The sequence below is a fragment of the Ornithinimicrobium cavernae genome, from assembly GCF_003121625.1.
In the GTDB taxonomy this organism is placed as follows: Bacteria; Actinomycetota; Actinomycetes; order Actinomycetales; family Dermatophilaceae; genus Ornithinicoccus; species Ornithinicoccus cavernae.
Map to the genome: position 1 here is coordinate 75,731 of NZ_QDDJ01000001.1, position 18,153 is coordinate 93,883.

Genomic DNA, 18,153 nt, shown 5'->3' on the forward strand with positions numbered 1-18,153 from the left:
CCGTGGACCGTCAAGTCGTGAAGAAGACACCGCTGTTTGCGGCCCTGGACGACGAGACCGCGATGCGGCTCGCCGACTCGATGACGCCGATCCGTCTGGCGCGCGGAGAGTCCGTGTTCGAGGAGGGTGACCCGGGTGACTCGCTCTATGTGATCGTCACCGGGAAGATGAAGCTTGCCCGCACGAGCGGCGACGGACGCGAGAGCCTGCTGTCGGTGCTCGGTCCCGGTGAGATGTTCGGCGAGCTCAGTCTCTTCGACCCGGGTCCTCGGCTGACCAGCGCGCGTGCGGTTGCCGAGGCCGAGCTGATCTCGCTGGGCAATGCTGACCTGCGCTCGTTCCTCAACGAGCACCCCGAGGTGGCGATGATGATGCTGGCCGGGCTGGCCCGTCGCCTCCGCAGGACCAACGAGGACATGTCCGACCTGGTGTTCACCGATGTCCCAGGCCGGGTCGCCAAGGCCCTGCTTGACCTGTCGGTGCGGTTCGGCAAGCGCACCGACCAGGGCGTCAAGGTCGCCCACGACCTCACGCAGGAGGAGCTGGCCCAGCTGGTCGGTGCCTCGCGAGAGACGGTCAACAAGGCTCTCGCCGACTTCGCGACCCGTGGCTGGCTGGTGCTGGGCGCCAAGTCGGTCACCCTGCTCGACCTCGAGAGGCTGCGTCGACGCTCCCGCTAGCCCAGCGGCATACGGCGTAGCAATCGAGCCAGACCTCAGGCCACGCCGCGCCCGGTGGGGCACAAGCTCAGGTTCCCACGCGCTCGGTCGAGCCTGGAGGGGTCAGGGGCGGCCGAGGTCCAGGTAGTCCAGCTGGGCCAGGACGCTCTGGCGCGCCGCAGGCCAGACGTCCCTCGGCACGTCCGCGTAGACGCTGGCCACCACGGCGTCCGCCAGGTCGGAGCGGGACAGGTCCGCGCTCTCCCGCGCCGCGTCGCGCACCTGCGCCAGGCGCTCCTGCCGGTGGTCGGCATACTGCTGCACCGTCGGCGCGGCGTCGGTGAGGACCGGCCCGTGCCCCGGAGCCAGCGTGCGGACCGTGCCGTCGGCAGCGAGACCCGCGAGCCTGTCCAGCGAGCTGAGATAGGCCGCCAGCTGTCCATCCGGGTGCGCGACGACCGTGGTGCCCCGCCCGAGGATGGTGTCGCCGGTGAACAGCACGCCGTCCTGCTCGAGCAGGAAGCAGACCGAGTCCATCGTGTGGCCGGGCGTGAGCACGGCGACCGTCCGCAGGCCGGCCACCTCGAGGACCTCGCCGTCGGAGACCGGCTCCGCCCCGGGGCAATTACCCCGCACCGGCGCGCCCGTCAGCTCGGCGAACCGCTCGAGGGACTCGGCGTGGTCCCAGTGGCCGTGGGTAAACAGCGCCAGGGCGACGCGTGCTCCGCGCCCGGCGACGTCGGCCAGGACCTGTTGGAGGTGCTCCTCGTCCAGCGGGCCGGGGTCGATGACGATCGCCTCGTCGGAGCCCGGCGCGGAGAGGATCCAGGTGTTGGTGCCCTCCAGGGTCATCGGCCCCGGGTTGGGGCACAGCGTGCAGGTCACCCGCTCGTTGAGCGGGCCACCCTTCCATGACGTCACAGCAGCTCACTCCCGGTCGTCGGGACGTCCAGGGCCCCGGCCGGTGGCAGGCCGTCACCCCGGTCGTCGATCGGTGCCCGCATCCACAGGGCGTCGTCGTGCTCCACCGGCCACGGCATGACCGGCCACACCTGCGGGGCAGGGGTGAGCGCCTCGTCGAGGCTGCGAGCACGGGCCAGCTGCTCGATCATGACGCGCGTCGGGGGCAGCATCCGGTGCTCGCCCGCCTCCTGTGCGGCCAGCAGGCGCTCGGGCGTCGCCCAGAGCACCTCCGCGGCCTCCGAGCTCCGGTCGTCGGCGAGCTGGCCTTCCGGCAGCCGGGCCACGAAGAACCTGGTGTTGTAGCGCTTGGGTTCACACTCGGGCGTGGTCCAGTGCGCCCGCAGCTCGAGCAGGTCCGTGCGCAGCACCAGGGAGCGACGGATGAGCAGCTCGGCGAAGGACTGCTCACGGGCCAGCAGGGCGTCCCGCTCGTCGTCCCACGCCGGGTCGGTGAGGTCGGCGACGACCGAGTCGGCGTCAGGGCCGGCGAGCAGGACACCGCACTCCTCGAACACCTCGCGGGCGGCCGCGATCACCAGCTCCCGCGCCTCGTCGACGGGCGTGCTCAGACGAGCGGCCCACTCCTCCGGGGACGGCCCCGTCCAGGGCACGCCCGGGTCGGCGTCACGGACGTCCACGCCACCACCGGGGAAGGCCAGCATGTCGGCGGCGAAGGCCATCGTGGAGGCCCGGCGCAGCACGAACACCTCCGGCCCGTCCGCCGCCGGGCGCAGCAGCATGACGGTGGCGGACAGCTTGGCGGGTGCCGGCTCACCCACCGTGCCACCGGCATCCAGCCAGTCGCGAGCGTGCCCCCGAAGCCGTTCAGGCATCGGGAAGTCGCGGTAGGTCACGGCTCAGGCCGAGACGGCGACGATGATCTCGAGCTCGACGGGGGTGTCCATCGGCAACGTCGCCACGCCGACGGCGGAGCGGGCGTGGACGCCGGCGTCGCCGAAGGCCTCGCCGAGCAGCTCGCTGGCACCGTTGATCACGCCCGGCTGACCGGTGAACGACGGGTCGCTGGACACGAAGCCCACGACCTTGACGACCCGGGCGACCTTGTCCAGGTCACCGACGACCGACTTGACGGCGGCAATGGCGTTGAGGGCGCAGATCCCGGCCAGACGCTTGGCCTCGGCCGGGTCGACCAGGCCCTCACCCTCGCCGACCTTGCCGGTCGCGGGGAGCGCACCGTCGACCATGGGCAGCTGACCGGAGGTGAAGATCAGCTCGCCCTGCTGGACGGCGGGGACATAGGCGGCGACCGGCGGCACGACCTCGGGCACGGTGTGCCCGAGCGCGGCGAGCCTCTCCTCGACGGCGCTCATGCCTTCTCTCGCTTCAGGTAGGCGACCAGGTTGGTGCCGTCGGGGCCCGGAACGACCTGCACGAGCTCCCAGCCGTCCTCCCCCCACTGGTCGAGGATCTGCTTGGTGGCGTGCACGATGAGCGGCACGGTTGCGTATTCCCAGTTGGCCATGGCCCGACTCTACCGAGCCGGTGACGGGACGGTCACGGCAGCACGTGTCCGGGTCCTACCCGGGATTCCGCCACACCGTGGGTAGTTCTCGTCCCCGTGCCTGCGCCAGGCTCAGCGGGTCCGCGAAAGCAGTCTCAACAGGTCCGCAACAGCGGCCTCAGCGGGTCGGCGACAGCGGCCGCAGCGCGGACGGGGTGACGCCGGTGACCATCTGCTCGGCGAGCAGCCGCGCGGTGGCCGGGCCCTGGCACATCCCCCACATGCCGTGGCCACCGTGCACCCATACGCCGGGTGCGTTCGTCGGCCCGACGAGAGGGAGCCCGTCGACGGTGACCGGCCGGGCGCCGACCCACTCGTCCTGCCGGTCGGCCAGGTCCAGGCCCTCGACCAGCGGTGCGGCGTTGGCCACGATCGACTCGATCCGCTGCGGATACAGCGGTGCGTCGGTCGGCCGGAACTCCATGGTGCCGCCCATCCGGATCCGGCCGGTGTCGCCCAGCGGGGTGCAGACGATCCGCTCGTAGGGGAAGTAGATCGGGTTGGTCACCGTGCGTCCGTCGGTCGGCTGCGCCACCGAGAAGGAGTAGCCGCGGCCGGCGCGCAGACTGGTGCGCACGCCGTACTGCCTGGCCAGCGTGGGCAGCCAGGCCCCGGTCGCCAGCACCACGGCATCGCCCGTGACCGGCGGCGCGCCCACGAGGTCGACGGAGATCCCGCCGGGCCCGTGCCGCAGACCGCGCACGTCGGCGCCCTCCCGGACCTCTCCCCCACGGGCGCGGACCGCATCGGCCAGCCCCGCGACATACGCCCCGGGGTTCATGAACCGTTGCCCGTCGATCCGGATGGCCCGGCTGATGTCCGGCGCCACGACGGGCGCGAGCTCGCGGATCCGGTCCGCCGGCACGTCGCTGAACTCCAGGTCCAGGCCGGCCTCACGGATGTGCTCGAACTCCTGCAGCAGGCCGTCCGCGTGCTCGCCCTCCCGGAACGCTGCCAGGATCGGCCCGGCGGTCAGGCGCACGCTCAGGTCAGGGTCGGTCTCCAGCTCGTCGTAGGCGTCCAGCGCCGCCACGTTGAGCGGCACCAAGGACGCCATCGTGCGACGCCAGGTCCGGCCGGTGCAGCGGGCCGCGAAGCGCAGCAGGAAGCTCCACAGTGGCGGGTCGACACTGATCGGGACGTGCAAGGGGGCGGAGGGGTCCAGCAGTGCCTTGACGCCGTAGCGCAGGACCGCGGGCTCGGCGAGCGGGATCGCCATGGCGGGCGTGATCCACCCCGCGTTGCCCCACGACGCGCCGGCGGCGACCGCCGAGCGCTCCAGCACGGTGACCTTCACGCCGCGCTGCTGGAGGAACCACGCGGTGGACAGGCCGACCATGCCGGCTCCGACGATGATCACGTGCTCCGGAGTCTGTGTGTTCTGCGGCGACGTTGCCATGCCCCGGACCGTACCAACCGGGGACGCCCGGCAGGTACCCGGTCCCCACCTGGTACAGACTGGTGCCGTGTCCCGTGACGTCCTGACCCGCCCCGCCCGCGAGCCGGACCGCACCACGACCTTCGGGCCCGACCCCACCCAGCTGTATGACGTGTGGCTGGGTCCTGCGTCGGAGGTCACGGTGGTCCTGGTGCACGGCGGGTTCTGGCGGGCGGAGTGGGACCGCAGCCACCTGCGGCCGATGGCCGCGGCCCTGGCCGACGCCGGCTACGCGGTGGCGCTGCCGGAGTACCGGCGCACCGGCATGCCCGGGGGCACCTGGCCCGGCCCGGGCGAGGACGTCGCGGCGGCCCTGGCCGCTGTCCGGGCGGACGACGGGCTACCCGACCCCACCGTGCTGGTCGGTCACTCGGCCGGCGGCCACCTCGCGGTCTGGCTGCTGCACCGACCAGAGGCGGTCGGGGTGCTCGGCGCGGTCAGCCTGGCCGGCTGTCTCGACCTGCGGATGATCGGCGGCCTGGGCCTGGACGACGGTGCGGTCGACGCGCTGATGGGCTGCAGCGACTGGCAGCGTGAGCCGTCCCTGGGCGCCGACCCGGCCGAGCTCGGGCCGACCCCGGCCCCCGTCCGCGTGGTGCACGGCCGGGAGGACCAGGAGGTCCCGCTGGCCGTGTCCGAGTCCTGGGTGACGCGCAGTGCCACGGCAGGCCGCGACCAGCTCGTCGTCCTGGAGGACGTCGACCACTACGACCTCATCGACCCCGGGTCCGCGGCGTGGCCGACCGTGGTGGAGCAGGTCCGCGCGCTCCACGGCACCGGTCGGACCGCGGCGCCGTGAGCTGGCACGGGACCGACGCGGAGCCCCGCCTGCACATCGTCACGGGCAAGGGCGGCACCGGCAAGACCACCGTCGCCGCGGCCCTCGCGACCGCCCTGGCCGGCGAGGGCCGGCGCGTGCTGCTGGTCGAGACCGAGGAGCGACAGGGCATCAGCCAGGTCCTGGACGTCGCCCCGCTGGGCACCCAGGAGACGGAGGTCTCCACCGGGCTGGACGGTGGCGAGGTCTGGGGCCTGTCGATCGTGGCCGGCGCCGCCCTGGTCGAGTACCTCCGGCTCTTCTACCGCCTCGGGCGGGCGGGCGACCTGCTGCACCGGATGGGAGCGATCGAGTTCGCGACGACCATCGCGCCCGGGGTCCGGGACGTGCTGATCGGCGGCAAGGTCTATGAGTCGGTCCGGCGCACCGCCTCGGGCCGTGCCCCCGGGTCGCGGCGCGGACGCCACCTCGGTGAGCCACCGGCCTACGACGCCGTGGTGCTGGACGCCCCGCCGACCGGACGCGTGGGGCGCTTCCTGGACGTCACCGGTCAGCTGGCCGACCTCGCCAGGGTCGGCCCCATCCGCAACCAGGCCGACGCGATCCGCCAGCTGCTGCACTCCGGCACCACCGTGGTGCACCTGGTGACCCTGCTCGAGCAGCTCCCGGTGCAGGAGACGCTCGACGCCGCGGCGGAGCTGGAGACCGACCGGCTGCGGATCGGGACGCTCGTGGTCAACCAGACCCCGGACGCCTCGGTCCGCGAGGACGTGGAGGTCGTCGCCGCCGGCGAGACCGACCCGGCCCGGCTGGCGGAGCGGCTGGAGTCGGTGGGCATCCGCACCTCCCCCGCGATGATCGAGGGCCTGGTGCAGACCGCCGCCGAGGCCGTGACCCGCCGGGACCTGGAGGCGACGCTCGAGGACGCCGTCGTCGGCGCGGGCCGGCCGGTGCTGACGCTGCCGCACCTGCCCGAGGGCGTCGGTCCCGACGCGGTGCGCCGGCTGGCCGCAGAGCTCGCCGCGCAGGGGGTGGCACCGTGACTGACCTGGACCTCGGGGCGCTGTTGGACGACTCCACCACCTCGGTGGTGGTGTGCTGCGGCGCCGGTGGCGTCGGCAAGACGACGACCGCGGCGGCCCTCGCGCTGCGCGCGGCCGAGCGTGGGCGCCGGGTCGTCGTGCTGACCATCGACCCCGCCCGCCGCCTGGCACAGGCACTCGGGCTGGACGAGCTGGACAACACCCCCCGCCCGGTCGTCGGCGTCGACACCTCGGCGGGCGGGTCGCTCGACGCGATGATGCTCGACATGAAGCGCACCTTCGACGAGCTGGTGCTCACGCACGCCGACCCGGGGACCGCCCAGCAGATCCTGGACAACTCGGTCTACCAGGCCCTGTCCTCCTCGTTCGCGGGCACGCAGGAGTACATGGCGATGGAACGGCTCGGACAGCTCCGGGCGCAGGCGGACGCCGAGGACAGCTGGGACCTCATCGTCGTCGACACCCCGCCCTCCCGGTCCGCGCTGGACTTCCTGGACGCTCCCACCCGGCTCGGGTCGTTCCTGGACGGGCGCTTCATCCGGCTGCTCACTGCACCGGCACGCGCGGGTGGCCGGGTCGGGGCCCGCGCCCTCGGCGTCGGGATGTCCGTGGCGGCCGCCACGCTGGGCAAGCTCCTCGGCCGGCAGCTGCTGCTCGACGTGAGCACGTTCGTGGCGGCCATGGACACGGTGTTCGGCGGTTTCCGGGCCCGGGCGGACGAGACCTACCGGCTGCTGCAGGACCCGGGCACCCGGTTCGTCGTGGTGGCCACCCCCGAGCGCGACGCCCTGCGGGAGGCCGGCTACTTCGTGCAGCGGCTGGCCAGGGACCGTATGCCGCTCGCCGGGCTCGTCCTCAACCGCGTCGCGGTCTCCCGGGCCAGGATCTCCGCGGACCGAGCCCGGGACGCGGCGGAGACACTCGCGGAGTCCGGCGAACGGCATACGGCCGCCGTGCTGCGGGTCCACGCCGACCGGGCCGAGGTGGCCGCCCGGCACCGACGCCTGATCCGCGACACCGCCGCCGCCCACCCCCGGCTGGCGACCGTCCAGGTCCCCCTGGCCGGTGCCGACATCGCTGACCTGCCGGCCCTCCGGGAGGTCGCCGAGGCGCTCTGCACACCCTGATTTCCAGGGTGCGCCGGTACCCTTGTGGCCATGCGTGCCACCACCCTTGCCCGCGTGACCTCCCTGTTGGGGGCGTTCCTGGCGATCTCGGTCCTGATGGGTCTCATCGGGGCCGGCCTCCTGCTGCCCGTCATCGGCGCCGGTGGCACGGCCGCCCGGGAGGGCGTCGGCCTGTTCGAGGAGCTCCCGGGTGACCTGGAGAGCAACCCGCTCGCCCAGCAGTCTCGGATCGTCGCCGCCAACGGTGACCTGATCGCCACCCCGGCGCAGGAGAACCGCATCCTGGTCGGCCTGGACGAGATCTCGCCGTTCATGAAGCAGGCGCAGGTCGCGATCGAGGACGAGCGCTTCTACGACCACGGCGGCATGGACCTGCGGGCCCTCTCCCGCGCGCTGGTGAGCAACGCGACGTCGGACAGCACCCAGGGTGGCTCGACCCTCACCCAGCAGTACGTCAAGCTGCGGCTCCAGCAGGAGGCGCTGGCTGAGGAGGACGCCGCCGCGCTGAACGCCCTGCGGGCCCGGAGCGGCATCGAGGGCTACGTCCGCAAGCTGCGCGAGCTGAAGTACGCCGTGACCCTCGAGCAGCGGCTGACCAAGGACGAGATCCTCGAGGGCTACCTCAACCTCGCCTACTACGGTGACCGGGTCTACGGCGTCGAGGCGGCCGCCCGTCACTACTTCGGCGTGAAGGCGAGCGACCTCAACCTGCCCGAGGCGGCGACGCTCGCCGGGATCGTGCGCGCCCCGAGCATCACCGACCCGATCCACGACTACGACGCCTCCCGGGCCCGCCGCAACGTCGTGCTCGACAAGATGTACCAGCAGGGGATGATCACCGAGCCCGAGTGGCGCAAGGCCCGCGAGTCCGAGATCGAGCTCAACGTCACCGACAGCCAGCGCTCCTGCATGAACTCCGCCCACCCCTACTTCTGTGACTACGTCACGGAGTGGCTGCTGCAGAACGAGGCACTCGGCGCGACCCGCGAGGAGCGGGAGCAGAAGCTGACCACGGGTGGTCTGACCATCTCCACGACCCTGGACCCGGCACTGGCCGACCTGATCGAGGAGAGGACCCGCGAGTTCGCGCCGCCCGGCAACGAGTACCAGCTGGCCTCCGCGGCCGCCATGGTCGAGCCGGGCACCGGTCACGTCCTCGCCTTCGGGCAGAGCTCGGAGTACAACATCGAGGAGTCCCGCGACCGGTTCAGCGAGACGTCGGTCAACTGGAGCGTCGACAGCCGCTACGGCGGCAGCGAGGGCTTCCAGATCGGCTCGGTCGCCAAGGCCTTCACGATCGTCACGGCCCTGGAGACCGGGATCCCCGTCGAGGCCTCGATCAACATCCGCGACGCGGTGCAGGTCGACTCCAACAACAACTGGCGCAACCCCGAGGTCCCCGGCTCGCGGCCCGAGGGAGACACCCAGCCGGCCGTCATCTTCGAGCCCGAGGACTTCCAGGAGGGCTGCAGCATCGGCGAGGCGGAGTGGGCCGTGCGCAACGCCGAGGGCGCCAACCACGAGACCACGATCCGGCTGCGCAAGGCCACCATGTCCTCGGTGAACACGGCCTTCGCGACCCTCGCCTCCCAGGTCGGCACCTGCAACATCCGCGACACGATGACCGAGATGGGCCTGCACGCCGCCGACGGTGAGGCCTACGGTGCCGGTGGCGCGAGCGTGGCTCCGACGTTCGTGCTCGGCGCGGACAACGCCAGCCCGCTCACCGTGGCGACCTCCTACGCGACGATCGCCGCCGGCGGCCTCTACTGCCCGCCGGTCCCGGTGACCAAGATCGTCGACGCCGACGGCAAGGAGATCCCGCTCAACCTGCCCGAGTGCGAGCAGGTCATCGACCCCGACATCGCGGCCGGCACCGCCGAGCTGATGCAGGAGGTCGTCAGCCTGCCCGGCTCCGGCTTCCGCGCCGTCCTGGACGACGAGCGTCCCGCCGGCGGCAAGACCGGCACCGCCGACGAGAGCAAGCACACCTGGTTCGCCGGGTACACCCCGCAGCTGTCCACCGCGGTGTGGATCGGCAGCCCAGGCGCCAAGTACGACGGCGACCTCAAGGACTTCACGCTGGGCGACCACGAGATCGACGGGTGGTTCTACGGCTCCAAGCTGGCGGCGATCCTGTGGAAGGAGCTCATGGACACCGCCCTCGAGGACGAGCCGGTCGAGGAGTTCGACGAGCCGTCCAACGAGATCCTCTACGGCGAGGACCGTGCGGTGCCGGACGTCGAGGGACAGTCGCTGGAGAACGCGATCCGCATGCTCGGTGAGGCGGGCTTCATCACCGAGGACCACGAGCGGCGCTCGAGCGAGCCGGAGGGCACGGTCCTGTACACCTCCCCCTCCCCCGGGACGATGATGAAGGCCGGCAAGACGGTGCACGTCTATGTCTCCAGCGGTTCGGTGGCGTCGCGCTCCTACACCCCCGAGCCGCCACCGGCGGACGAGCCACCGGAGGAGGAGGACCCGCCGGAGCAGGAGGATCCACCGGTGGAGGAGCCGCAACCCGGGATGCCCGGCCAGCCCGGCATCCCCGAGCCGCCGGGCAACGGCCCGGGACGACCCGGGATCCCGGGCCCGCCGCGCGACAACGACTGACCAGGGGCCGGTGGGTCAGGCGCCGAGCGCCCGCTTCACCGCTGCGGCGATCCGGCCGCCCTCGGCCCGGCCCGCGACCCGCGGCTGCAGGACCTTCATGACCTGGCCCATCTGGGCCATGCCGGTGGCACCGGTCTCGGCGACCGCCGCCGTGGCCAGCTCGTCCAGGGCCGCGTCGTCCAGCTGTTCGGGCAGGTAGGTCTCGAGCACGGCCAGCTCGGCCTCCTCCTGGTCGGCGAGCTCCTGACGGCCCGCGCCGACGTAGGCCTCGGCTGCCTCCCTGCGCTTCTTGGCCTCCTTGGTGAGCACCTTGAGCACCTCGTCGTCGCTGAGCACCCGGGCCTGCGTGCCCGCCACCTCCTCGTTGGAGATCGCGGTGAGCGCCATGCGCAACGTCGCCGAGCGCACCCGGTCCTTGGCGCGCATCGAGTCGTGCAGGTCGCGCTGGAGGGTGTCCTTGAGTGCCGTCTGCTCGGTCATGGGCCCAGTCTCTCACCGTGCCACCGCGGCGGCCGCCCGGATTTGCGATGATCTGGCGATGAACTCCGTATGGCGTGTGGCAGCCGGGCTGACCGGCCTGGGGGCCGGGGTGCTCGCCTGGAGCACGCTGGTCGAGCCGCGGGCGTTCGCGCTGCGGGAGTTCGAGGTGCCTGTCCTGCCGGACGGCGCAGAGCCGCTCCGCGTCCTGCACCTCAGCGACCTGCACCTGGTGCCGGGCCAGCGGGCCAAGCAGGACTGGGTGCGCTCCCTGGCTGCGCTCGAGCCGGACCTGGTGGTGACCACCGGCGACAACCTGGCGCACGAGGACGCGGTGCCGGCCGTCCTGGACACCTACCGCGACCTGCTGACCCGGCCGGGGGTCTTCGTGCTCGGCAGCAACGACTACTTCCCGCCCACGCCCAAGAACCCGATGCGCTACTTCAACGACAGCCACCGCAAGGGTGCGGAGCTGACCGGCCACCGACTGCCGACCCAGGACCTCGTGGACGGCTTCACGTCGGCCGGCTGGCTCGACCTGACCAACGCCCGAGGTGTCCTCGAGGTGGGCGGGCTCCGGCTCGGGTTCGTCGGGGTGGACGACCCGCACCTGGGCTACGACCGCTACCGGGACGTGGCCGGGCCCGCCGCACCCGGCACCGACGTGTTCGTCGGGGTGGCTCACGCGCCGTACCAACGGATCCTTGACGCGATGACCGCGGACGGGACCGGGCTGGTCCTCGCGGGTCACACCCACGGCGGCCAGGTCTGCCTGCCCTTCCACGGCGCCCTCGTCACCAACTGCGACCTCGACACCGGCCGCGCCAGGGGCCTGTCGCGCTGGTGGCCCGGCGCCGGTGCGGCCCCCTCCTCCACCGCTCCGCCGACCGCCGCCTGGCTGGAGGTCTCCGCCGGACTCGGCGCCTCGCCATACTCGCCCTTCCGGCTCGCCTGCCGGCCCGAGGCGACCCTGCTCACCCTGGTCTGAGGGCGATTCGGCCCAGCGGCCCGGCCTGGGTTAACATTGCCGACGCTGCGTGCCGCACGGCACGAGCCACGGGGTGTGGCGCAGCTTGGTAGCGCGCCTCGTTCGGGACGAGGAGGTCGCAGGTTCAAATCCTGTCACCCCGACCACACAAGACCGGCCCTGACCTGCGGAAACGCGGTCAGGGCCGGTCCTGGTTCCGGCCGGTGCTCAGTGCGCCCGGGCGTTGACCTCGTAGGACGTGTTGGTCGCCTCGAAGAAGTTGACCAGCTCGAGCGTGTCGTTGGCCGCGGCCATCCACTTCGCGGGGTTGTCGACGCGGTAGTGCGGCTCGAGGCCCAGCTCCTCCAGCCGCCGGTCCGCGAGGTACTGCACGTACTGGTTGATGTAGTCCGCGTTCAGCCCCAGGATCCCGGTGGGCAGCAGGTCCCGGTTGTACTGCTCCTCCATGGTCACGCCGTCCAGGATCATCTGCCGGATCTCCTCGGCGAACGCGTCGGTGGCGACCTCCGGGTTCTCCTCCAGCACGGTCAGGATCAGGTTGATGCCGAACTTCAGGTGCAGGCTCTCGTCGCGCACGATCCAGTCGATGAGGGAGCCGAAGTTGCGCAGCAGGTTCCGCTGTCGGAAGCTCAGCGCCACCATGAAGCCGGAGTAGAACCAGATCCCCTCCAGGACGACGTTGTAGGCGACCAGGTTGCGGACGAAGTCCTGCTTGCCCTCGAGGGTCGTGATGTCGAGCGTCTGCTCGGTCATCCGGCGGATGTAGCGGACCTCGAACTCCTCCTTGGCCACCATGGACGGCACCCGGACGTGCGACTCGTAGGCCCGCTCGCGATCGACCGGGAAGGTCTCCAGGACGTACTCGAAGGCCATGCAGTGGTTGGCCTCCTCCCACATCTGCTTGGCCAGATACAGGTGGCACTCGGCCGCGTTGACGTAGGGGTAGACCCCGAACGCGAGGGCCTTGTTGACCAGCAGCTCGTTGGGGTTGAAGTAGCTCATCAGGAAGGTCAGGGCGTGCCGCTCGTCGTCGGTCATCCGCCCGAAGTCCCCCAGGTCCTCCCCCAGCTGGATCTCGTTGGGGAACCACGTGTTGGCGACGGCCTGGTCATACAGCTCCATCGCCCACGGGTAGGTGACGGGCTTGAGCAGCAGGCCCTCCTGGATGCCGGTGCCGAGGATGCCCGGTCCGGGGCTGGGTGTGGTCATGTCAGGTCCTTTCGGGTATGCCGGAGGGCTGGCTCCGGCGAACAGGTCGGGGGCGGCGTCTCACTGGCAGGAGTCGCACTGCAGGCGCTCCTGCGGGTCGATCGGGCACGTCTCCGGATCGACGACGGCCAGCACCGTCGCGTCGCCGGAGACGGTCGCCCCGGTCGCCGGGGCGGCCCGGCGGGCGCCGAAGCCCCGGCGGGTGCCGCCGTCGGCGCCGGCGGCGGTCTCCGCCTTGTTCACCCGCACGGTGGACTGCTCCGCCTGGTGGCGGGGCATCATGTGCAGGTAGTAGGTGGTCTTCACGCCCATCCGCCAGGCTGCGGAGTACAGGTCCACCATCTCGCCGACGTCCCGACTGGCCAGGTAGATGTTGCGACTGATCGCCTGGTCGATCCACTTCTGCGCCCGGGCCGCGACCCGCAGGAAGGCATACGGCGAGAGCTGGAAGGAGGTCCGATAGATCTCCCGCAGCTCGGCGGGCACACCGTCGACCGCGGACAGGTCGCCCTGCTGCCGCAGCAGCTCCTCCCGCACCTGCTCCCAGAGACCCGCCTCCTGCAGGTCCTGCACCAGGTTGCGGTTCACCTCCAGGAACTTGCCCGAGCTGGTGGACCGGCTGAAGATCTGGCTGAACTGAGGATCGAGGCCCGGCGTGGTGCCGGCGACCAGGCCGATCGAGGCGGTCGGGGCGATCGCCATCAGGGTGGAGTTGCGGATGCCACCGCGGACCTTGTCCCGCAACGTGTCCCAGTCCAGACGGGTGGTCCGGTCCACCTCCACCGGCGAGCCACGGTCGGCGTCGAGCAGCCCCAGGGAGTCGATCGGCACCATGCCCTGGCTCCACCGGCTCCCCGCGAAGTTCGGATAGGCGCCCCGCTCGCGCGCCAGGTCGGCCGAGGCGTCGATCGCGTGCCAGCTGACGAACTCCATCACCTGGTCGATCAGGTCGTAGGCCTGCTCGGACTCGTAGGACCAGCCGAAGCGTTCGATGACGTCCGTGAACCCCATGACCCCCAGGCCGAGGGCACGGTTGAGCTCGTTGGAGCGCTCCGACTCAGGCACCGAGCTGATCGTGATGTCGATGAGGTTGTCGAGCTGTCGCACCGCGAGGCGCGTCGACTCAGCCAGGCGCTCCCAGTCGATCCGCGCGGCGGCCCGACGACCGCTGAGGTGCCGCGAGAGGTTGATCGAGGCGAGGTTGCACACGGAGACGTTGTCCCTGTCCTGGGGGAGGCAGATCTCGGTGCACAGGTTGGACAGGTGGATCGTGCCGGTGTTGTGGTTCAGGGCGCGGGTGTTGATGGTGTCCTTCCACGTCAGCCACGGGTGGGACGTGGTCTGCAGGGACATCAGGATCGCCCGGAACTGCTCCCGTGCCCTCAGGCGGCGGTGGCGCAGCTCCCCGGCCCTCGCCCGGGTGACGTACTCCGCATACAGCCGGGAGAACTCCGCGCCCGTGGCCTCGACCAGGTCCGGCGTCTCCAGCGGGTCGAAGAGGAACCACTCCTCGTCCTGCTCGACCCGCTTCATGAACTCGTCGGAGATCCAGACGGCGGTGTTCGCGGTGCGGGTGCGCCGGTACGGGTCACCGGAGTTCTGGCGCAGGTCCAGGAACTGGGCGAAGTCCAGGTGCCAGTTCTCCATGTAGAAGCACAGGGCACCGAACTTCTTCCCACCCCGACTCACCGCGCGTAGCGTCGAGTCGATGGTGTGCATGAACGGGATCGGGCCCGTGGAGGCGGTGTTGTTCGACCGGATTGGGCTGCCCTCGCTGCGCAGCTTCGAGACGGACAGGCCGATGCCCCCCGTGCCCTTGGTCAGCCACATCACGTCGCGCACGCTCTTGGCGATGTGCTCGATGTCGTCCTCCATCTGCATGACGAAGCAGTTGGAGAGCTGGGAGTACGCCGTCCCCGCGTTCACCAGGGTGGATCCGGCGGCGAGGTACTCCAGGCGGGACATCTTGTCGTAGAAGGTGACAGCGGCCGCGGTCGGGTCGTCCTCGGTGAGGGCCAACCCCATGGCCACGCGCATCCAGAAGAACTGTGGCACCTCCAGCGGCTCGCCGTCCGCGCCGTCCAGCAGGTAGCGGTTGCGCATCGTCTGGGCGCCGATGAAGCGCAGCAGGTCGTCGCGTGACGGTTCCAGCGCGGCGGCCAGCTGCTCCAGGTCGAACAGCTCGGTCAGCCGGCGGTCGAGCTGGGCCGAGCGCACGCCGCGCTCGATGAAGCCCGGGAAGTGGTCCCGGTGCAACCGCGCAAGGGTGCCCGTGTCGCCGTCCCCGAACAGGTCGTGGGTGTCACCGAAGACCGCCTTGTAGAGCGACTTGACCAGCAGCCGTGCGGCGATGACGTCGTAGTCCGGGTCGTCCTTGACGTTCTGGAGCGCCACCTGGATCACGGCCTGGTCCAGCTCGGCGCTCGTGATGCCGTCGAAGAGCGTGATCTCCAGCTCGGTCTGGAGCTGGGTGCTGCGTGTGAGGGCATCGTCCAGACCGCGGGCCGCGGACTCGATGGACCTGGCAACCTCATAACCGTCGTATGCCGTGCGCGTGCCGTCGCGCTTGATGACCGTGAGTGTCATCGGTTCACCCCTCGTGAACTCGAAGCGGAGCAGGACCGCTCGGCGCGGGGGGAGGGGTCGGGATTGCCGTGCACCCTGTGCGGGGTGTCGCAGTCCGGGCCCTGGACCGTCCCACGCGGTCGCGGACCACCGCCGTCGTCGGGACGGCGGTGCACTGGCAGGTCTTCGGACTCACGGGCCAGCCCCGGGACCTTCGTCCCGGGACGCCTACTGTTCGCCGCTTCCCGGACCTGGATCGGTCCAGTGCGTATGGCGAAGGTCGTTCCCGTTCACCGCTGCGGGGCAGTCCCGGACTCTCACCGGGTTCCCTCTTGCGACGACCACCACCCGGGGGTGAGGGTCGAACCAGCTGCTGGTCGACACCATATACCAGGAACTACAGCCGTGTAACCCCTACATCTTGTGTTGCTGCAAGAGGACTCGACGTGGACGACTGCGCAGGACGACGGACGCCGGAGCTCAGTCCCCCGCGCGACGACGCTCCAGCAGGACCGTGTCGCGCCAGACCCCGTCGAGCTGGGCGATGCGGTGCCGCACGGCCAGGGTCTGGTATCCGGCCGAGTGGTGCAGCGCCAGGCTGGCGCGGTTCTCCGGGAAGATCGAGGTCTGCAGGGTCCACAGTCCGGCGTCGTCCGCCTCGTTCACCTGACGCCACAGCAGCGCCTTGCCGACACCCGTGCCGCGAGCCGACGCCGCGACATACACGGTGGACTCGGCGACCCCGGCGTAGCACTCGCGGTCGGAGACCGGGCTGAGGGCCGTCCAGCCGACGACGGCCCCACCGCGCTCGGCGACCCAGGCGTGGCCGGGCAACCAGCGGCGCCGCAGGGCCCGCGCGGTGGGGACCCGTGTCTCGAAGGTCGCGTTGCCGCTCGCGATCCCCTCGGCGTAGATGGCCAGCACCGCCGGCAGGTCCGAGTCCTCGATCGCGCGGACGGAGACGTCGTCCGGGAGGTCAGCGGGGCAGCAGGGAGCGTTCTGCAGGGCGCCCATCACCACGTCGGCCGCGTGCGGCAGGCCGACGCAGCACGACTGGTTCACCGAGACCACGCTGCTGGTGCCGACCCTGTCGACGTGCAGGAACCCCACGTCCGCCAGCCTGCGGACGTGGTGCGAGCAGGTGGACTGGCTGATCTCGAGCTTCTCCGCCAGGTCACCGACGCGGACCGACCCCTTCGGGGCCGTGGCGACCGCGTGCAGCAGCCGCACCCTGGTGGGGTCAGCCAGGGTGGCGAACCACTCGGCATACGTCCCCGCCGTGTCCGCCGTGAGGGCGGTGGACTGGACAGGCTCGGCGATCGAGGTCATGAGCCGAGGATACATCGACGCACATCGATGGTTGCGTTGATCGACGCCCGTCGATACTGTGTCCATCGACGCCCATCGATCTAAGGAGCAAGTCATGCACCAGCATCCTGTTGTCGTGATCGGAGCGGGCCCCGTCGGGCTCGCCGCGGCGGCACACGCTCACGCCCGTCACCTCGAGACCATCGTGCTGGAGGCCGGGTCCTCCGCCGGCTCCGCGGTGCGGGGCTGGGGTCACGTGCGGCTCTTCTCACCCTGGTCCGAGCTGGTCGACCCCGCGGCGGTGGAGCTGCTCCACGCCAACGGGTGGCTGGCCCCTGACCCGGCGACCTATCCCACTGGAGCCGACTGGGCCAGCGTCTACCTCGAGCCGCTGGCCGAGACGCTCTCCCAGCAGGACGGCATACAGATCGCCTATGGGCACCGGGTCACCGGCGTCGCCCGGTCGGGTCGCGATGTGATGGTCGGCGCGGAGCGCGAGGCCGAGCCGTTCGTCGTCCACGCCCAGACCGCCGCCGGCCCCGTGCGGCTGCTGGCCGGTGCCGTGATCGACGCGTCGGGCACGTGGGGCAGGCCCAACCCGCTGGGGACCGAGGGCTACCCCGCGGCCGGCGAGACCGAGCACGCCGACCGGATCGCCTACGGCATCCCGGACCTGGCCGATCCGGTGGTGCGCGAGCGGTATGCCGGTCGGCACGTGGTCGTCGCCGGCACCGGTGCATCGGCACAGAGCACGCTCGTGTCGCTGGGAGGGCTCGCGGTCGACCACCCCGGGACACGGGTGACCTGGCTGGTCCGACGCGCGGGCGCCTCCTTCGGTGGCGGCGACAACGACCAGCTGGTCGAGCGCGGGGCGCTCGGGCGCCGGGCCCAGGAGGTGGTGGAGTCCGCACTCGTGACCCGCCGCACCACGTTCCGGACGGTCGCGGTCCGCGCGCAGGAGTCCGGTCGGCTCGCGGTCGAGGCCCTGGACGGTCAGCGGGTCGAGGACGTCGACGAGGTCGTGGTGGCCACCGGGTTCCGGCCGGACCTGACCTACCTCTCGGAGGTCCGGCTCGACCTCGACCCCGCCCTGCAGGCACCTCGCCGGCTCGCCCCGCTGATCGATCCCAACGTGCACTCCTGCGGCACGGTCTACCCCCACGGGGTGAGAGAGCTGGCCCAGCCCGAGGTCGGGTTGTACCTTGCGGGGATGAAGTCCTACGGTCGCGCCCCCTCGTTCCTGGCCCTCACCGGCTTCGAGCAGGTCCGCAGCATCGTGGCCGCGATCGCCGGGGACACCGCGGCCGCCGAGCGGGTGGAGCTGGTCCTTCCGGAGACCGGGGTGTGCGGGGGCGCGGGCGTCTTCGACGAGCCTGCCGCCGAAGCCGGTGGCGGCTGCTGCGGCCCGACCGGGGCACAGCTGGTCGAGCTCTCACCCACCGCGGCGCGCTGACGCGGGACGG

Annotated in this window: 16 protein-coding genes, 1 tRNA gene and 1 riboswitch; of the genes, 8 read left to right on the top strand and 9 right to left on the bottom strand. The window is 71.5% G+C overall.

The features are described from left to right. Positions 1–2 precede the first annotated feature (2 nt). Entirely contained in the window at positions 3–680 is a 678-nt protein-coding gene (locus DA085_RS00390) for a Crp/Fnr family transcriptional regulator (RefSeq protein ID WP_109471201.1), read from the top strand. 102 nt (positions 681–782) lie between these two features. On the opposite strand, the gene DA085_RS00395 is transcribed toward DA085_RS00390, so the two are convergent. The 5 genes from DA085_RS00395 to DA085_RS00415 form a co-directional block, all read right to left on the bottom strand. Then, positions 783–1,580: an MBL fold metallo-hydrolase gene (locus DA085_RS00395; RefSeq protein WP_237565229.1), complete on the bottom strand. Its 798-nt coding sequence runs from the start codon at positions 1,578–1,580 to the stop codon at positions 783–785. Then, entirely contained in the window at positions 1,577–2,455 is an 879-nt protein-coding gene (locus DA085_RS00400) for an NUDIX hydrolase (protein WP_154402046.1), read from the bottom strand. Before DA085_RS00400 ends, DA085_RS00395 begins: the two co-directional genes overlap by 4 nt. 24 nt (positions 2,456–2,479) lie before the next feature. After that, complete coding sequence (locus DA085_RS00405) at positions 2,480–2,953, bottom strand: RidA family protein (RefSeq protein WP_109470959.1); 474 nt, start codon at positions 2,951–2,953, stop codon at positions 2,480–2,482. Then, positions 2,950–3,105: a Sp36 family protein gene (locus DA085_RS00410; RefSeq protein WP_109470960.1), complete on the bottom strand. Its 156-nt coding sequence runs from the start codon at positions 3,103–3,105 to the stop codon at positions 2,950–2,952. The genes DA085_RS00405 and DA085_RS00410 overlap by 4 nt, the downstream gene beginning before the upstream one ends. A 157-nt stretch (positions 3,106–3,262) precedes the next feature. Beyond that, positions 3,263–4,543 (bottom strand): NAD(P)/FAD-dependent oxidoreductase, encoded by a 1,281-nt coding sequence (locus DA085_RS00415; RefSeq protein WP_109470961.1) that lies wholly within the window; start codon positions 4,541–4,543, stop codon positions 3,263–3,265. A gap of 67 nt (positions 4,544–4,610) precedes the next feature. On the opposite strand from DA085_RS00415, the gene DA085_RS00420 reads away from it, so the two are divergent. Genes DA085_RS00420 through DA085_RS00435 form a run of 4 tightly spaced genes read left to right on the top strand, consistent with a single transcriptional unit; the run spans position 4,611 to position 10,143 of the window. Continuing rightward, the gene (locus DA085_RS00420) at positions 4,611–5,381 is read left to right on the top strand and encodes an alpha/beta fold hydrolase (protein WP_202619051.1); all 771 of its coding nucleotides are present in this window, start codon (positions 4,611–4,613) and stop codon (positions 5,379–5,381) included. Beyond that, positions 5,378–6,403, top strand: a complete 1,026-nt coding sequence (gene bagA, locus DA085_RS00425) for an ATPase BagA (protein WP_109471204.1) — start codon at positions 5,378–5,380, stop codon at positions 6,401–6,403. The genes DA085_RS00420 and bagA overlap by 4 nt, the downstream gene beginning before the upstream one ends. Continuing rightward, positions 6,400–7,530, top strand: coding sequence for an ArsA family ATPase (gene bagB / locus DA085_RS00430; RefSeq protein WP_419866485.1), 1,131 nt, complete (start codon positions 6,400–6,402; stop codon positions 7,528–7,530). Before bagA ends, bagB begins: the two co-directional genes overlap by 4 nt. Before the next feature lie 30 nt (positions 7,531–7,560). After that, positions 7,561–10,143, top strand: a complete 2,583-nt coding sequence (locus DA085_RS00435) for a transglycosylase domain-containing protein (RefSeq protein ID WP_109470963.1) — start codon at positions 7,561–7,563, stop codon at positions 10,141–10,143. Between the two features lie 15 nt (positions 10,144–10,158). Here the strand turns inward: DA085_RS00435 and DA085_RS00440 are convergent, their stop codons facing one another. Continuing rightward, positions 10,159–10,623, bottom strand: coding sequence for a GatB/YqeY domain-containing protein (locus DA085_RS00440; protein WP_109470964.1), 465 nt, complete (start codon positions 10,621–10,623; stop codon positions 10,159–10,161). A gap of 58 nt (positions 10,624–10,681) precedes the next feature. On the opposite strand from DA085_RS00440, the gene DA085_RS00445 reads away from it, so the two are divergent. Beyond that, positions 10,682–11,608, top strand: a complete 927-nt coding sequence (locus DA085_RS00445; protein WP_109470965.1) for a metallophosphoesterase — start codon at positions 10,682–10,684, stop codon at positions 11,606–11,608. Positions 11,609–11,677: 69 nt separating this feature from the next. Beyond that, a tRNA-Pro gene (locus DA085_RS00450) sits at positions 11,678–11,754 on the top strand. Positions 11,755–11,815: 61 nt separating this feature from the next. Here the strand turns inward: DA085_RS00450 and DA085_RS00455 are convergent. The 3 genes from DA085_RS00455 to DA085_RS21910 all read right to left on the bottom strand — a co-directional run bounded on the left by DA085_RS00455 (position 11,816) and on the right by DA085_RS21910 (position 16,711). After that, a complete protein-coding gene (locus DA085_RS00455; RefSeq protein ID WP_109470966.1) occupies positions 11,816–12,817 on the bottom strand; it encodes a ribonucleotide-diphosphate reductase subunit beta in 1,002 nt (333 codons plus the stop codon). A 60-nt stretch (positions 12,818–12,877) separates the two neighbouring features. After that, on the bottom strand, positions 12,878–15,403 hold the full coding sequence (locus DA085_RS00460; protein ID WP_109470967.1) for a ribonucleoside-diphosphate reductase subunit alpha: 2,526 nt from the start codon (positions 15,401–15,403) through the stop codon (positions 12,878–12,880). Positions 15,404–15,542: 139 nt separating this feature from the next. Further along, positions 15,543–15,769: riboswitch (cobalamin riboswitch) on the bottom strand. Between the two features lie 93 nt (positions 15,770–15,862). Continuing rightward, entirely contained in the window at positions 15,863–16,711 is an 849-nt protein-coding gene (locus DA085_RS21910; protein WP_109471205.1) for a metalloregulator ArsR/SmtB family transcription factor, read from the bottom strand. A 94-nt stretch (positions 16,712–16,805) separates the two neighbouring features. Here DA085_RS21910 and DA085_RS00470 point away from each other — a divergent pair, with 94 nt between their 5' ends. Then, positions 16,806–18,143, top strand: coding sequence for an NAD(P)-binding domain-containing protein (locus tag DA085_RS00470; RefSeq protein WP_109470968.1), 1,338 nt, complete (start codon positions 16,806–16,808; stop codon positions 18,141–18,143). Positions 18,144–18,153: the final 10 nt, after the last annotated feature.

Bases quoted from the DNA above. Each gene is read 5' to 3' on its own strand.
- DA085_RS00405 (WP_109470959.1), bottom strand. From the start codon at position 2,953: ATGAGCGCCGTCGAGGAGAGGCTCGCCGCGCTCGGGCACACCGTGCCC.
- DA085_RS00440 (WP_109470964.1), bottom strand. From the start codon at position 10,623: ATGACCGAGCAGACGGCACTCAAGGACACCCTCCAGCGCGACCTGCAC.
- DA085_RS00470 (WP_109470968.1), top strand. From the start codon at position 16,806: ATGCACCAGCATCCTGTTGTCGTGATCGGAGCGGGCCCCGTCGGGCTC.
- DA085_RS00460 (WP_109470967.1), bottom strand. From the start codon at position 15,403: ATGACACTCACGGTCATCAAGCGCGACGGCACGCGCACGGCATACGAC.
- DA085_RS21910 (WP_109471205.1), bottom strand. From the start codon at position 16,711: ATGACCTCGATCGCCGAGCCTGTCCAGTCCACCGCCCTCACGGCGGAC.
- DA085_RS00400 (WP_154402046.1), bottom strand. From the start codon at position 2,455: ATGCCTGAACGGCTTCGGGGGCACGCTCGCGACTGGCTGGATGCCGGT.
- DA085_RS00445 (WP_109470965.1), top strand. From the start codon at position 10,682: ATGAACTCCGTATGGCGTGTGGCAGCCGGGCTGACCGGCCTGGGGGCC.
- DA085_RS00415 (WP_109470961.1), bottom strand. From the start codon at position 4,543: ATGGCAACGTCGCCGCAGAACACACAGACTCCGGAGCACGTGATCATC.
- DA085_RS00435 (WP_109470963.1), top strand. From the start codon at position 7,561: ATGCGTGCCACCACCCTTGCCCGCGTGACCTCCCTGTTGGGGGCGTTC.
- DA085_RS00455 (WP_109470966.1), bottom strand. From the start codon at position 12,817: ATGACCACACCCAGCCCCGGACCGGGCATCCTCGGCACCGGCATCCAG.
- DA085_RS00410 (WP_109470960.1), bottom strand. From the start codon at position 3,105: ATGGCCAACTGGGAATACGCAACCGTGCCGCTCATCGTGCACGCCACC.